General features: G+C 66.3%; 15 protein-coding genes. 4 read left to right on the top strand and 11 right to left on the bottom strand.

The window, feature by feature from the left end; translation table 11 throughout:
- Positions 1–3: 3 nt before the first annotated feature.
- From soxB to PVW48_RS09685, 7 genes are all read right to left on the bottom strand, one after another.
- Positions 4–1,698: a thiosulfohydrolase SoxB gene (soxB, locus tag PVW48_RS09715; RefSeq protein WP_274581185.1), complete on the bottom strand. Its 1,695-nt coding sequence runs from the start codon at positions 1,696–1,698 to the stop codon at positions 4–6.
- Positions 1,699–1,832: 134 nt separating this feature from the next.
- A complete protein-coding gene (gene soxA / locus PVW48_RS09710) occupies positions 1,833–2,687 on the bottom strand; it encodes a sulfur oxidation c-type cytochrome SoxA (protein ID WP_274581184.1) in 855 nt (284 codons plus the stop codon).
- A 49-nt stretch (positions 2,688–2,736) separates the two neighbouring features.
- Positions 2,737–3,066 (bottom strand): thiosulfate oxidation carrier complex protein SoxZ, encoded by a 330-nt coding sequence (gene soxZ, locus PVW48_RS09705; RefSeq protein WP_012179466.1) that lies wholly within the window; start codon positions 3,064–3,066, stop codon positions 2,737–2,739.
- 18 nt (positions 3,067–3,084) lie between these two features.
- The gene (gene soxY, locus PVW48_RS09700) at positions 3,085–3,501 is read right to left on the bottom strand and encodes a thiosulfate oxidation carrier protein SoxY (protein WP_274581183.1); all 417 of its coding nucleotides are present in this window, start codon (positions 3,499–3,501) and stop codon (positions 3,085–3,087) included.
- A gap of 35 nt (positions 3,502–3,536) precedes the next feature.
- Positions 3,537–4,019, bottom strand: a complete 483-nt coding sequence (soxX, locus tag PVW48_RS09695) for a sulfur oxidation c-type cytochrome SoxX (protein ID WP_012179468.1) — start codon at positions 4,017–4,019, stop codon at positions 3,537–3,539.
- A gap of 116 nt (positions 4,020–4,135) precedes the next feature.
- Positions 4,136–4,702: a thioredoxin family protein gene (locus PVW48_RS09690; RefSeq protein WP_012179469.1), complete on the bottom strand. Its 567-nt coding sequence runs from the start codon at positions 4,700–4,702 to the stop codon at positions 4,136–4,138.
- A 27-nt stretch (positions 4,703–4,729) separates the two neighbouring features.
- Positions 4,730–5,464 carry a cytochrome c biogenesis CcdA family protein gene (locus PVW48_RS09685; RefSeq protein ID WP_012179470.1) on the bottom strand — a complete coding sequence of 245 codons (735 nt, stop codon included), beginning with the start codon at positions 5,462–5,464 and terminating at the stop codon, positions 4,730–4,732.
- A gap of 87 nt (positions 5,465–5,551) precedes the next feature.
- On the opposite strand from PVW48_RS09685, the gene PVW48_RS09680 reads away from it, so the two are divergent.
- The 4 genes from PVW48_RS09680 to PVW48_RS09665 are packed head-to-tail and all read left to right on the top strand — an operon-like array spanning position 5,552 to position 7,928.
- Complete coding sequence (locus tag PVW48_RS09680) at positions 5,552–5,953, top strand: thioredoxin family protein (RefSeq protein ID WP_274581182.1); 402 nt, start codon at positions 5,552–5,554, stop codon at positions 5,951–5,953.
- The gene (locus PVW48_RS09675; RefSeq protein ID WP_274581181.1) at positions 5,950–6,462 is read left to right on the top strand and encodes a GlcG/HbpS family heme-binding protein; all 513 of its coding nucleotides are present in this window, start codon (positions 5,950–5,952) and stop codon (positions 6,460–6,462) included. The genes PVW48_RS09680 and PVW48_RS09675 overlap by 4 nt, the downstream gene beginning before the upstream one ends.
- A 21-nt stretch (positions 6,463–6,483) precedes the next feature.
- Positions 6,484–6,819 (top strand): ArsR/SmtB family transcription factor, encoded by a 336-nt coding sequence (locus PVW48_RS09670; RefSeq protein ID WP_012179473.1) that lies wholly within the window; start codon positions 6,484–6,486, stop codon positions 6,817–6,819.
- 20 nt (positions 6,820–6,839) lie between these two features.
- Positions 6,840–7,928, top strand: coding sequence for a YeeE/YedE family protein (locus tag PVW48_RS09665; protein ID WP_274581180.1), 1,089 nt, complete (start codon positions 6,840–6,842; stop codon positions 7,926–7,928).
- A gap of 12 nt (positions 7,929–7,940) precedes the next feature.
- Here the strand turns inward: PVW48_RS09665 and PVW48_RS09660 are convergent, their stop codons facing one another.
- The 4 genes from PVW48_RS09660 to PVW48_RS09645 all read right to left on the bottom strand — a co-directional run bounded on the left by PVW48_RS09660 (position 7,941) and on the right by PVW48_RS09645 (position 12,977).
- Positions 7,941–8,981: a diguanylate cyclase domain-containing protein gene (locus PVW48_RS09660; RefSeq protein WP_012179475.1), complete on the bottom strand. Its 1,041-nt coding sequence runs from the start codon at positions 8,979–8,981 to the stop codon at positions 7,941–7,943.
- Entirely contained in the window at positions 8,978–9,562 is a 585-nt protein-coding gene (locus tag PVW48_RS09655; RefSeq protein WP_012179476.1) for a heme NO-binding domain-containing protein, read from the bottom strand. Before PVW48_RS09655 ends, PVW48_RS09660 begins: the two co-directional genes overlap by 4 nt.
- Positions 9,563–9,663: 101 nt before the next feature.
- Positions 9,664–11,379, bottom strand: coding sequence for a DUF4153 domain-containing protein (locus tag PVW48_RS09650; protein WP_274581179.1), 1,716 nt, complete (start codon positions 11,377–11,379; stop codon positions 9,664–9,666).
- Positions 11,380–11,417: 38 nt separating this feature from the next.
- Positions 11,418–12,977, bottom strand: a complete 1,560-nt coding sequence (locus tag PVW48_RS09645) for a trimethylamine methyltransferase family protein (protein ID WP_274581178.1) — start codon at positions 12,975–12,977, stop codon at positions 11,418–11,420.
- Between the last annotated feature and the right edge of the window lie 106 nt (positions 12,978–13,083).

Raw genomic sequence — 13,083 nt, 5'->3', positions numbered from 1 at the left:
CGATCATGCGCCGATGACCTTCACGCTCTGGTTCGGGTCGACCGAGACCGTGCCCTTGCGCTTGATGTAGCTCTCTACCACGTCCCAGATCGGCGGGCCTTCGGTGCCTTCGTTCACGCTCGCCCAGCCGGAGACCACATAGGTCTTGGCCGGGTCGATTGCCTCGCCGGTCTTCAGGAGGGTCATGTTGGTGATCCGCTGCCCCTGGGGTTTGGAGATGTCGATCTGGTAGCCCATGCCGCCGACGCGGACCATGTCGCCGCCCTGCTGATAGTAGGGGTCGGGGTGAAACAGGTTGTCGGCCACGTCTTCGAGGATGATGTGGAGGAATTCGCCCGTCATTTCAGAACGGTAGGCATTGGGGTAGGACATCGCGGTGGCGTTGAAGAGATCCTCGCGGGTGATGTCGTCGCCCGGCAGCAGGCTCGGGCCCCAGCGGAAGCCGGGGCTGAGCGCGATGTCGGCCTCGCGTTCGTCGATCAGCGCGTTGCAGATCAGGTCGTCCCAGGTGCCGTTGAAATTGCCGCGCCGGAACAGCAGGCTGTCGGTGGTGCCCAGCACTTCGCGCAGATCCGCCTCGAACGGGGCGCGCTCGGCGTCGATCATCGCGGTCATCGCCGGATCCGGCGCGATCACGTCGGAGAACACCGGGATGAGTTTATAGGCGAAGCCCTGGATCCCGCCGTCGCGCACGTCGAGGTCGAGGCGGCTGACAAACTTGCCGTTGGAGCCCGACGCGATCAGCATCGTGCCGTTCACCAGCACCGGTTCGGGCAGCGCGTCATGGGTATGGCCGGTGAGGATCACGTCGATCCCGTCCACGTTGCCGGCCATCTTCTTGTCCACGTCGAAGCCATTGTGGCTGAGCACGACGACCACGTCGGCCCCGGCGGCGCGGACCTCGGCCACCATTTCGCGCATCCGGTCCTCGCGGATGCCGAAGCTGAGATTGGGGAACATCCAGCCGGGATTGGCGATCGGCATATAGGGGAAGGCCTGGCCGATCACGGCGATCTTCGCGCCGCCGCGCTCGAACATCTGGTAGGGCTCATAGGCGGGTTCGTCCCATTCGGCGTCAAAGATGTTGGCGCCGAGGAAGGGGAAATTGAGGTGGTTCTCGACGATGTCGTTGACCCGGTCGATGCCGAAGGTGAATTCCCAATGGCTCGTCATGGCGTCGGGGCGCAGGGCGTTCATGATGTTGACCATGTCCTGCCCATCCGTGCGCAGCGCGGTGTAGGAGCCGTGCCAGGTGTCGCCGCCATCGAGCAGCAGCGCATCGGGCCGGTCGGCGCGGATCGCGTTCAGGATCGTCGAGACCCGGTCGAGCCCGCCCATCCGGCCATAGGTCCGGGCCAGGGCGGTGAAGTCGTTATAGGTCAGGGCATAGGCCTCGGGCGTGCCGGGGGCGATGTCGAACAGCTTGAGAAAATCCTGCCCCGTCACATGGGGCGGCATCCCGGCATTGTCGCCGACGCCGAGATTGATCTCGGGCTCGCGGAAATAGATCGGCTTGAGCTGCCCGTGGATGTCGGTGATGTGGATCAGGGTGACATTGCCCGTGGTGTCGAATTGCAGAAGATCGTCCTGGGACATTGCCTGCTGGGCGGCGAGGCGGGACCAGTTGCCCACACCCGACGCGCCGTAGATGGCGGAGGCGGCAACGGTGGCCTGGAGAAAGTCACGGCGGGAAATCATCGGGGCGGCTCCTGCGGTTGTGTCGGCATGATCCGGGCGTGCGGTGCGGAGGTCTCCCTCCGCGCCCGGGGCTGGGTTTGCGGTGTCGGATTGGGGTCGGTGGGCCGGGCGCTGCGGGCGCGCCCGGCACGGGATCAGTTGCGCACGGCCGGGGTTTCGACCGAGAGGCCATTGCCGCGGGAGGCGACGTACAGCTCCAGCGCGATGAACTCGGGCGAGCCCATGCCGAAGGTTTCGGCCCGCGTATCCCTGATGCAGCCGCGGAAGCGGTTGTGCTGGGACACGAGGTCGGCCTGTTTCAGCCGGTAGACCGGGAAGCCGTTGGTCATGCCCATGCTCAGGTGGTCGGCGCGGATGTAGTTGTCGTAATTGTCCTCGTGACAATTCGCGCAGGCCAGTTCGAGCTGCCCGTAGCGGGTATAGTAGATCTCCTTGCCCTTCTCCCAGGTGGACTGGGCGGGCCCGTCGATCGCCACATCCATGGGCATTCCGCGCGATTGCAGGCCGATCAGGGCGGTCATGTTGCGCATGTCGGCACTGTTCCAGCCCCAGGCCTCGGCCTCCATCCGGTTGGTGCGGCAGTCGTTGACATACATCTCCATGGTCCAGACTTCGCCGGCGTCCTCGTTCCACTTGGGCAGCTTGGCGCGCAGGCCCTTCATGCTCTCGGGACCGCTGTGGCAGTCGGCGCAAGCCTTTTCCGCGGCGCCTTCGGCGGTGTTCCAGGCATCGATCGCCTTGTCGACGAAGATCATGCCCGGATTGTCGAAATCGTCCATCTGGAGCGACTTGGTCTCATCCGTCCGGAAGGTCCAGCCGGACCGGATGGTCGACATGTTTTCCAGGTGCGCCGGGGCGGCGGTTTCGGTGACCAGCTTCTCTTCGCCGTTGATCACCAGCTCGTCGATGGCATGGGCCGCGGTGCCGAGACCGAAAGCTGTCACCGCGGTAGCTATGCTGAAGGCGGCCTTGAGCGACAGTGTCTTCATGTGTTTCCTCCCAGAAAGGCGCGGCCGGGGGGTCCGGCCGCGCGGGCCTTCAGCTGACGGCGATGGCGTTGGTGGTCTCGTAGACCGAGCCGTCGTCGTCATACCATGTGAAGGTGAATTCACCGGCCTCCGGAACCTTCGCGTCAAACTCGAAATACGGGTTGGTCGAGATCGCGGGCGCCATGTCCACGTCGATCACGGTCTCGCCGTTGAAGCTCGCCACGAAGCGGTTGATGATCGAGCGCGGGATGGTGTTGCCATCGCTGTCCTTGCGCTGCCCGGATTCCATCTTGTGCGAAATCAGGGTCTTGATCGTGATCGTGTCCCCGGCAGAGGCCGACTTCGGGACTTTCACGCGGGGTTTTACACCTTTTGCCATGTTCCTGGTCTCCTCTGGTTAGCCGCCGCAGCCGCCGATGGTGACTTTGACGGTCTTGGTTTCCTGGGCGAAGGTGCCGTCGGCCATTCTGGCGATGGCGACCACGTCCTGGGTCCCGGCGAGACGGATCCGCGTGGAGGCGGATTGCTGGCCCGCCAGCGCGCCGAACTTGAACTCGGCCACTGCGGGGGTCGGGTTGCCCATGGCGAGCACGAGGATCGCCTCGGCCCCCGGAGCCTCCACGGAGATCGGCACGGTGTTGCCGTTCTCGGCAATCTCCGGCGCGGTCAGGGTGACACCGCCGGTGCCGACCTCGGCGCCCCCGGTGAATTCGTCGATACTGGCCTTGACGGCCGCGGACACGACCCCGGGCAGCACTGCGGCAAGCGCAGCCCCGGCGCCAATGGCCATCGTTTCACGTCGCGTGAACTCCATTGGTTTTCTCCTTGTCTGGGAGCGATCCGGGCGGATCACTCCGTCAGGGTCATCAGGTAGGCGACCACATCTTCCACTTGTTGCGCGGTCAGAAGCGTTTCAAGCTGTTCGGGCGTTGCCGCCTTGCCGGTGAACGCGTTGCCGGGCCGGATGTAGCCGGATTTCTTGTAGTAGGAGGGCATGATCGTGCCCTCGAACGTCATCTTGGCATTCGCCACGATGCCACGCAGCTGCGCCTCGGTCCAGCGGTCCCCGGCGCCGTCGAGCATGGGGCCGACTTCCCCGTGGAAGGGAATGTCGCTCATGTCGGAGACCATGTGGCAGGCCACGCAATTGCCCAGGGCCCGGGAGGCCATGACCTCGCGCCCCGCGGCGGGATCGCCCGGCGTGCCCGAAAGCGACTGCTCGATCTCGCCATACTCGGTAAATGCAACCTGTTCCGCCATGATCTCAGCCGTGGCGGGTCCGGTGGCGAAGGCCAGACCGGCAATGGTGCCGATCAACGCTTGGCGCTTCATACGCTTCCTCCCAAGATTGTCGTCGGCGATCAGGATAAGCGCCGCGTGCAACGGTATGCAACAAAAAATTCAATTTTTTGCATATGTCGCATTGCAGCATCGCCAGGGCATTCTAATTACTCGGTATTTTGCTCCATGAACTTGCGGGCGTGGTACTTCTGGAAAGGCTCGTCGGTGGTATAGCCCTCTTCGAGAATCCAGGTCAGCATGTTGAGCGTGGTCCATTTCCCGAAGGCCCCGGGGATGGTGGCGACGGCCGCCTGGGCGGCGCTGGCGCCCTCGGGCACCTCTTCGGGAAAGAACATCAAGGTGGGCGTGAAGAGCGCCCCCCATTTGCGCACGGCGTCCTTCTCGGCCAGCGCCTCGCCGTCGAAATCGGTGATCTCCACATCGCCGAACATGTTGATCTGCACCACGAAGAACTGGTCGTTCAGCAGCGCGTCGATCTCGGGGATGGGGAACACCTCCTTGTGCATCTTGTCGCAATAGATGCAGCCGCGCTGCTCGATGATCAGCGCCAGGCGCTTGCCCTCGGCATTGGCCTCGGCGAGATCCTCGCGCAGGTCCTTGAACGTGTCCTTCATCCAGGCGGTCTTGTGCAGCCCGTCATCCCCGAGCTGCGCGGCCAGTCCCGGCAGCGTCCAGAGCAGCGCCGCGGCGCAGAGTGTCAGAAAACGTCCCATGGTATCCTCCCCTTGTGGGATGCGGCCTCAGCCCAGGGCGGGCAGATAGTTCAGCATCCAGTTCGCGATGATGTTCATGCTGTTGGTACCGATCAGCACGGCGAACAGCACGAGGAAAACGCCGGTGGCCTTCTCGATCCGGCCGAGGTGGCGGCGAAAGCCGCGCATCCAGCGCAGGAACGGGCCGATGAACAGCGCCGCCAGCACGAAGGGCAGCGTCATGCCCACCCCGTAGACCGTCAGCAGCAACATGCCGCGCGTCATGCCCGTCCCCTCCGTCGCCACGGTGAACAGGATGGCCGCCAGCACCGGGCCGACGCAAGGGGTCCAGCCGAACGCGAAGGCCAGCCCGATCAGGTAGGCGCCGAGGAAGCTCATGTTCGTGGTGGAGCCGGCCTCCATCCGGAACTGGCGATAGAGAAAGCCGATTCGGATCACGCCCAAAAAATGCAGCCCCATGGTGGCGATCAGGGCCGCCGCGACCCAGCGCAACACATCCATGTACTGCCCCAACACCTGTCCGAAGGCCGAGGCCCCTGCCCCCATCGCCACGAAGATCGTGATCACCCCCGCCGAGAAGGCCAGCGCCGAGAGCACCGCGCGGGTGCGGATCGCGGGCGTGATCTCGGTGTCCTGTTCGAGCTGGTTCATGCCCACGCCCGCCATGTAGGACAGATAGAAGGGTACGATGGGCAGGATGCAGGGCGACAGGAAGGACAACAGGCCCGCAAAGCCCGCACCGAGGATCGAGACGTCGAACATGGCGCGGTTCCTTGATCAATTCACATATTCAAATTATGTTATTTGAAATTGGCCCCGTCAACTGGGCTGCGATCACCCGGAATGTCCATGCCCCGCTTCCTACTCCCGTTGATCTCGCTTGCCCTGATCCTGACGGGGGGACCGATGCGTGCGCAATCGCTGGAACTGGTGATGGTCGAGCAGGTGGGCTGCAGCTATTGCGCCGCCTGGCACCGGGAGATCGGGCCCGCCTATCCCAAGACCGACGAGGGGCGCGCGGCGCCGCTGCGGGTGATGCAGCTGCGAGATATGCCGGGCGAGCTGGATCTGGCGCAACGGGCGCGGTTCACGCCGACTTTCCTGCTGATCTCGGAGGGGCGGGAGATCGCGCGGCTGGAGGGGTATCCGGGGGCGGATTTCTTCTGGCCGATCCTGGCGAAGATGATCGAGGACGCGTCGCCTGCGACGCAAAATGAAGCGCCCGGCTCAGGGCGCGGGGAGGACCAATGAACCATCTGAAAACACTCGCGATTGCCATGACCGTTGCCGCCGGTGCGGCGGGGGCGGCCAGCGCCCAGGACGACAGCGCCTTTGTCGAGTTCAAGGTGCTCAAGCCCGAACTCGCGATGGCCGCGGCCACCGCGGCGATGGATTACTGCCGCGCGGGCGGCTACCAGGTCGGCGTGACCGTGGTCGACCGGTTCGGCGTGCCACAGGCCTTCGTGCGCGACCGGTTCGCGGGCGCCCATGTCTGGGAGACCGCCACGCGCAAGGCCTGGACCGCCGTGAGCTTCCGGAGCGGCACGACCGAGCTCGACGCCGCCACCAAGCCCGGCACGCTCGCCGAAGGCATCCGCCATATCAGCCAGGCCCTGCCCCTGGGCGGCGGGCTGATGATCGAGGAGGGCGGCGGGTCGCTGGTGGGCGGGATCGGCGTGTCCGGCGCGCCGGGGCCGGATATCGACGATGAGTGCGCGCAGGCGGGAATTGACGCCATCGCCGATGAGATTGCATTCTAGGCCCCAAGAGAGGCGCGACACATGGCATTGCCCGAAGTCACCGACGACATCAGCGACGCGGAGATGGACAAGATCCTCGCCAACGCGACCCTTGCGGCAAATTTCCTCAAGGCGATCGGGCATGAGGGCCGGTTGATGATCCTGTGCCACCTGGCTTCGGGCGAGAAATCGGTGAACGAGCTGGAAACGCTGCTTGCCGCACGGCAGGCGGCGGTGTCGCAGCAGTTGTCGCGCCTGCGGCTGGAGGGGCTGGTCACACCGCGGCGCGAGGGCAAGACGATCTATTACAGCCTGACGGATGATCGCTCCCGGGCGATCATCGAGTTGGTTTATGAGTTGTTCTGCAAGGAGACCTGAGGCCCCGGCAGAATGAGTTCATGGATCCATGGGAACGGGAGGAGACCATGGAGATGATGTCCGGCACCATGCTGGCCGCCCTGATCGGCGTTGCGGGGGGTCTTGCCCTGGGCGTGGCCGCCCGGGTGGGGCGGTTCTGCACCCTCGGGGCCATCGAGGATGCGCTTTACGGCGGCAGCGGTGCGCGACTGCGGATGTGGGGCGCAGCACTGGGGCTGAGCATTCTGGGCTGCGCGGGGTTGACCGGGGCCGGACTGCTGGTTCCGGCGGAGGTGTTCCTGGTGCGCGACGGGTTCTCGCCCGTGGCGGTGATTTTCGGCGGGACGCTTTTCGGGTTCGGCATGGCCCTGGCGGGCAATTGCGGCTACGGCGCGCTGGCGCGGCTGGGCAACGGCGATATCCGGGCCTTCGTTCTGGTCGGGGTGCTGGGGGTGACGGCCTATGCGGCGCTGTTCGGGCCGCTTTCGGGGCTGCGATTGTGGATCTTCGAGTTGCCGGTGCTGCGCTTCGAGGCGGCGGTGACGCTGGACGCTCTGATCGGCGGCGTCCTGTCGGTGCCGCCCTGGGCAGTGGGCGTCGGGGCCGGGATCGGCCTGTTGGCGGTGGCGCTGCACGGGGCCGAGGCGCGCGGGCCGGTGCTGCGCTGGGGCGCGGTGGTGGCGGCGGCGATCGTGTCGGGCTGGGCCGGGACCGGGTATCTGGCGCAAACGAGTTTCGAAGTGATCGGGGTACGGTCGCACAACTTCTCGGCCCCCCTTGGCGAAACCCTGGCCTATTTCATGCTGTCCGACGTGCGGCCCCTGTCCTTCGCGGTGGGCTCGGTCCTGGGCGTGGTCGCGGGGTCGGTGCTGGGCAGTCTGTGGCTGGGACAGTTCCGGTGGGAGGCCTGCGAGGACCCCCGCGAGCTCAAGCGGCAGCTGATGGGCGCGGTGTTCATGGGGTTCGGCGCGACGCTCGCCCTGGGCTGTTCCATCGGCCAGGGATTGTCGGCCTTCGCGATCCTGACCGTGAGCGCGCCCCTGGCCGCGGCGTCGATCTTCGCGGGGGCGGCGCTGGGCTTGCGGGTGCTGATCGAGGGTTGGCCCGTGGGCGGGTCGCGCGGGATCTAGGGCGCGCCCGGATCAGTGCAGATCCTGCGACCGGGGCGGGCCCGGCGGCGGTGCCGGCCGGTAGATCGTGTGCTGCGCCCGGCCGCGGTTCTTGGAGGCGTAGGTCGCCTCGTCGGCATCCGACAGCATCTTGTCGATTTCCACCGGGTCATAGAATTCCGAGATCGTGATCCCGATGCTGGCCGAGATCCGGCAGGGCTTGCCGTCGTAATAGAACGGCTCTTCGAGCCGCGCGATGATGCGGTCCGCAACCCGGGTCATCAGGCCCAGATCATTGCAGTTGCGCAGGACGAGCACAAACTCGTCGCCGCCCACCCGGAACGAGAAATCCTCCGACCGGGTTTCCTCGCGCAGGATGCGGGCCACTTCGAGCAGCACCATGTCCCCCGCCGCATGGCCGAGCGTGTCGTTGACCGACTTGAAGTAATCCAGGTCGATCAGCATCAGGCCGAAGCCGTCCCGGGGCGGATTGGCGAGCAATTGCTCGAATGTCAGGTCCATGGCCCGGCGGTTGTGCAACCCGGTCAGCGTGTCGGTCAGCGCGCGGCTTTCGGCGACCGTCTTGGCCTCTTGCAAGCGCGCCACCAGGTTCTTGGAGGCGCTCATCGCGGCGGAGTTCGCCTCGATCAGGTAGAGCGCCTCGGCGGCCAGATCGGAGGCGGCGAAATCCGTCAGGCTGAGATCGAAGCGGCGCACCGCATCCTGGATCGAGATGCCGAAGGAGAGGTTGAGAAAGGCACCGTTTCCGTCCGGCGGGGCCACGACAACGCCCTTGAGCGGAATGCTCGGCTCCTCCTTGACGCGCAGCTTGAGCTGGGCCCCGTTCATGCGCAGCAACTGCTCCAGCCGGGTGACCCTGCGCGGGCGCACAACCTCCAGATGGTCGAAGAAATGCGAGCCCGCGATCTGCGTGTCCGGCAGGAGTTTCTGCAAGGTGCGGCCGCATTGCAGGATGTCGCCCGCGGGACCGACCCAGACATGGAGGGGCATCAGCGTGTCGAGCGCATCGCGGGACAGGCACAGAACCTGTTGCGGTTTCGTCGGGGCGGTCATGTCGGCAAGGCCCCGAGGCTGAATTCACGCCCGGGGGAGAATTCCTTGTCGAGCAGTGTCACGCTCAGCCCCGGGGGGGCGCCTTCGTCGCTGGGCGCGAGGAACGCGAGCACGCCATAATCATCGGCCATGGCGCGCAGCACTCCGGTGATCACCGGCAGGGCAAAGTCGCGGTGCCAGATGCAGCGCACCTCGAACGCGTTGCGGCCCTGGGGGGCCACCTCGAACACCGGCAGGTCGAGATCGGGCACGGCGAGGCGGGCGCGGTCATGCAGGTCGTCGAGGCCGTCGACGAAGTCGTGGAAGGTCGCGCCGTTGAACCGCAACAGCCGCCGTACACCGGGCACGGACGGGTGCGAGACGAGAAACGTGCCCAGGTCTTCGAGAAACCCGCTGCTTTCCTTTTCCAGAACCTCCAGACACACGGCAAGGGTCCGGTCGGTCAGCGCGTCCGGGTACATCAGCATCGACTCGAAGCGATTGTCCGGTATCTCGGCACGCATGGCGATCTGCGACCATGTCTCGGCACCGTAGGTCTCGCGAACAAAAAGCTCGAGCGATTTGTTGATCAATCCGTGCATGAAATGACTCCTTGCGCGCCATCCTAGGCGCAGGAGTCTTAACAAAGCGCCAAGAAACGCCGCCGCGAATGCGATCAATTCAAATCATCGATGGGAGGGTTTCAGTCGCCCGATGGGAAGAGGCGCGTCGCGCCGATGACCAGCCCGCGGCGGCGTGGCACTTCGAGCGTATAGTCCCCCTGCCGGGTGGCGCGCACCAACTCACGTGCCTCGTCACTGGTCTGGCGGCGGGTGACGTAGTTCACCGGCTCGCCCGCCGCGTCGAGCCCCACCATGGTGGCCGACACGAAGCGCGCCCCCTGCACCAGCAGCACGATCGCCTCGTCTCCGGGAAGGTCCGGCGCGCTCTCGCCGATCACCGCCACGCAACTGTCCGGCCCGGCGCGGCAGGCGGCCAGCCAGGTGGCGATCTGGTCTGCATCGAGCGCGTCCCAAAGCGGTTCGGGCCAGCTCGCGCCCGCGGGCATCAGCGGCAGCAGTCGCGCCAGGGCCGCGCGCTGTTCTTCCGGGGTCTCCAGGGCGACGGGGGTGGCGCTCTCGCGCAGGGCGTCGTCCAGCAGGATCTGCAGGTCCCGGTCGGCCTGGGCGCGGAGCGTTTCCAGCGCCGCCTGCCCCGCCACCCCCCAGTCGCGCGCCATGTCGCGCACGGGCAGTTGCGTGGCGTCCGTCTGGCCGGCGCTGAACAGGGCCAGCTGGCTCTGGGCGGCGATCCGCTGCGGGTTCAGGAGCGGTGAGAGGGAGGCCGCGGCCAGCGCAATCCCGATGAGCGCGGCATGGATATTTCCCTGGCGGATCCGTGGATCCCAGTTGCCACGCCGCACGACCGCCCAGAAATAGAGCAGCGCATAGGTCAACGCCACGGCGCAGATGCAGGCCGCCGCGACCCGCTCGGGCGTCCAGCCGTATTGCGCCACGCGCAGCCAGACCGCATAGGCCCCGAGCCCCGCCAGCACCGGCATCAGGCAGCAGGCGAGTTGCACGGTCCAGCGCAAGAGCCAGGTCAGGCCAGCCTCGCTCGGCTCGCAATCGAGCGCGGAGGTCACAAGGGTCGCAAGCCCGAAGGTCATGGCCAGCAGGGTCGCTGCCGCACTCAGCCCAGAGAACACCTGGTCCAGCCCTTCGAGCGGGACACGCACCACGAACACCACCACCACCGCCGTCACCGGGACCAGGAGCAGTTGCAGAAGACGCAGCAGGAGCAGCGGCGACAGGTAGCGGCGCATCTCGTAGAGCACGGCGAGCGCGAGGCCGATCACGAGGCCGGAGAGCCCGAAGACAAACGGCGCTTGATCCACCAGCCGGTCGAGCAAGGTGACCCCCACCAGCGACAGAAGCAGGCTGCAGATGAAATAGACGCCCCAGAACACCCCCAGGAACACCGCTGCCGCCGCCGCCCGGATCACCAGCCGCCAGGATTCGTTGAACAGGGTCGGGTAGTCCCGCGGCATGCCGCGGTCCGCCGCGATCAGGAACGGGAGCGGCACGGTCAGCAGGATCGCGAAGGCCAGCAGCACGATGGGATCGTCCGCCAGCGCCTCGACCGAGACATAGCGGAAGCTCGCCCAGAGCAGCAGCGCCGCCGGCAGCGTCGCCATCAGGCAGGCCCAGGCCATCGCGCGGCCGATCAGCATCGGGCCGGACATCATCAGGGTGGCGGAGAAGAACCCCAGGGCGGCGGCGCTGATTGCCAGCTCGAGCCGGGGTGCGCCGAGCTGCGTGATCACGAAGGTGTCGAGCGACCACAGCGCCAGACCGGTGACCAGCCCCAGAAGGCCCAGGGTGGCGCGAAACGCCGTTTGATCGAGCTTGGGTTCCATACCTTTCGGGATACCGTGCGCGGCGGCGAACCGAAAGCTCAGAAATCCGTGGGCGCGCCGCCTTCGGCTTTGCGGCGGGCGACGAAATCGCTCAGTTCCTCGCGGATGGCGGGGTCCATGGGGGGCGGGGTGAACTCGGTCAGGATCTCCTTGTAGATCCGGTGGGCGCGCGCGACCGTCCAGGTGGCGCCATCCCGTTCCCAGGCTTCGAAATTGCGCCAGTCCGACAGGAAGGGCTGATAGAAGGCGGTCTCGTAGCGGTCCTGGGTGTGCTGGATCCCGAAGAAATGGCCCGAGGTACCGACCTCTGCCATGGCGTCGAAGGCGAGATCGTCGGGGGTGGTGGCGGTCAGATCGGGGCTGAAATAGCGCGCGATCTGCTGGAGCATTTCGCAATCCATGATGAACTTCTCGGGGCTGGCGATCAGGCCGCCTTCGAGCCATCCGGCGGCGTGGTAGACCATGTTGGCCCCGGACTGCACCGCGGACCACAGGGAATTGGACGTCTCCCACATCGCCTGCCCATCGGGCACGTTGGCGGCGCAGACCCCGCTGGCGCGCATCGGCAGGCCGTAGAACCGGGCCATCTGGCCGGTCATCTGGGTGGCACGCATGTATTCCGGGGTGCCGAAGGCGGGCGCGCCGGATTTCATGTCCACGTTCGAGGTGAAGGTGCCCAGCGCCACCGGGCAGCCGGGCCGGACGTATTGCGCCAGCGCGATGGCGGCGAGCGCCTCGGCCACCGATTGCGCCACCGCCCCCGCGAGGGTTACCGGGGCCATGGCCCCGGCAAGGGTAAAGGGCGTCACGATCAGCGCCTGTCCCCGCCGGATGCAGCGCAGGGCGCCGTCGATCATCGGCTGGTCATGCTTGAGCGGCGAGGTGGAGTTGATGTTGGTATACATGTGCGGCCTGGCGGCGAATTCCGCCTCCGTCAGCCCGCCCGCGATGCGCACCATCTCCATCACGTCCTCGACCCGTTCCTTGCCGAGGCTGTAGGCATGGGCGACCTTGTCGGTCAGGGTGAGCTTGTCAAAGAGCACATCGAGGTGGCGCACAGAGGCGTGGACATCCACCGGCTCGACCGGGTAGCCGCCCACAACATGGATGCAGTTGAAATACTGGCACAGCTTGAGCAGGTTGCGGCATTGCGCCCGCGTGCCGGGGGTCTTTCCGGTTTCCATGTCCCAATAATTCGGCGGCGACGAGACGTTGACGAACACCATGTGCTGGCCGCCGATGGTGATCTCGCGGTCCGGGTTGCGGGGGGTGAGGGTGAATTGCGCAGGCGCGCGGGACAGCATCTCCAGAACGAAATGGCGGTCCATGCGGACCAGCTCCCCGGTCACGTGGCAGCCGGCCTCGCTGAAGATCTCCAGCGCTTCGGCGTTCAGGAAGGCGATGCCGATCTCTTCGAGCACGCGCATGGCGGTGTCGTGGATCGCGGCGACCCCTTCGGAAGCGAGCGGTTCGGTGGGCGCGTCGGGGTTTCGGGGGACGTGGAAGGGCAGCTGTTCGATGGCATGGGCGCGGATGCGGCGGGCATTGGCGGCCCGGCCACCGCTGCGCTTGCGCCTGGGGGTTGCGTCATTGGCCATGTCAGAGGTCCTTCGCTGGAACCCCTTCATCAAACGGCGGGACGGAACGGGGTGCGGGCCTGTCTGCGACGCGGAGCGTCGGTTTCGGCCGCAGACCCGGCCGGGC

This window comes from Dinoroseobacter sp. PD6 (genome assembly GCF_028807315.1).
Classification (GTDB): Bacteria; Pseudomonadota; Alphaproteobacteria; order Rhodobacterales; family Rhodobacteraceae; genus Dinoroseobacter; species Dinoroseobacter shibae.
The sequence above is the reverse complement of the archived record's forward strand: the minus strand, read 5'-3'. Positions and strand labels throughout refer to the sequence as shown.

What these genes read in the sequence shown, in the direction of transcription:
- PVW48_RS09660 (WP_012179475.1), bottom strand. Translation starts at nt 8,981, where the DNA reads ATGACCGCCCCGACGAAACCGCAACAGGTTCTGTGCCTGTCCCGCGAT.
- soxY (WP_274581183.1), bottom strand. Translation starts at nt 3,501, where the DNA reads ATGGAGTTCACGCGACGTGAAACGATGGCCATTGGCGCCGGGGCTGCG.
- soxX (WP_012179468.1), bottom strand. Translation starts at nt 4,019, where the DNA reads ATGAAGCGCCAAGCGTTGATCGGCACCATTGCCGGTCTGGCCTTCGCC.
- soxB (WP_274581185.1), bottom strand. Translation starts at nt 1,698, where the DNA reads ATGATTTCCCGCCGTGACTTTCTCCAGGCCACCGTTGCCGCCTCCGCC.
- soxA (WP_274581184.1), bottom strand. Translation starts at nt 2,687, where the DNA reads ATGAAGACACTGTCGCTCAAGGCCGCCTTCAGCATAGCTACCGCGGTG.
- PVW48_RS09650 (WP_274581179.1), bottom strand. Translation starts at nt 11,379, where the DNA reads ATGGAACCCAAGCTCGATCAAACGGCGTTTCGCGCCACCCTGGGCCTT.
- PVW48_RS09680 (WP_274581182.1), top strand. Translation starts at nt 5,552, where the DNA reads ATGCCCCGCTTCCTACTCCCGTTGATCTCGCTTGCCCTGATCCTGACG.
- PVW48_RS09675 (WP_274581181.1), top strand. Translation starts at nt 5,950, where the DNA reads ATGAACCATCTGAAAACACTCGCGATTGCCATGACCGTTGCCGCCGGT.
- PVW48_RS09665 (WP_274581180.1), top strand. Translation starts at nt 6,840, where the DNA reads ATGGATCCATGGGAACGGGAGGAGACCATGGAGATGATGTCCGGCACC.
- PVW48_RS09670 (WP_012179473.1), top strand. Translation starts at nt 6,484, where the DNA reads ATGGCATTGCCCGAAGTCACCGACGACATCAGCGACGCGGAGATGGAC.
- PVW48_RS09655 (WP_012179476.1), bottom strand. Translation starts at nt 9,562, where the DNA reads ATGCACGGATTGATCAACAAATCGCTCGAGCTTTTTGTTCGCGAGACC.
- soxZ (WP_012179466.1), bottom strand. Translation starts at nt 3,066, where the DNA reads ATGGCAAAAGGTGTAAAACCCCGCGTGAAAGTCCCGAAGTCGGCCTCT.
- PVW48_RS09685 (WP_012179470.1), bottom strand. Translation starts at nt 5,464, where the DNA reads ATGTTCGACGTCTCGATCCTCGGTGCGGGCTTTGCGGGCCTGTTGTCC.
- PVW48_RS09690 (WP_012179469.1), bottom strand. Translation starts at nt 4,702, where the DNA reads ATGGGACGTTTTCTGACACTCTGCGCCGCGGCGCTGCTCTGGACGCTG.
- PVW48_RS09645 (WP_274581178.1), bottom strand. Translation starts at nt 12,977, where the DNA reads ATGGCCAATGACGCAACCCCCAGGCGCAAGCGCAGCGGTGGCCGGGCC.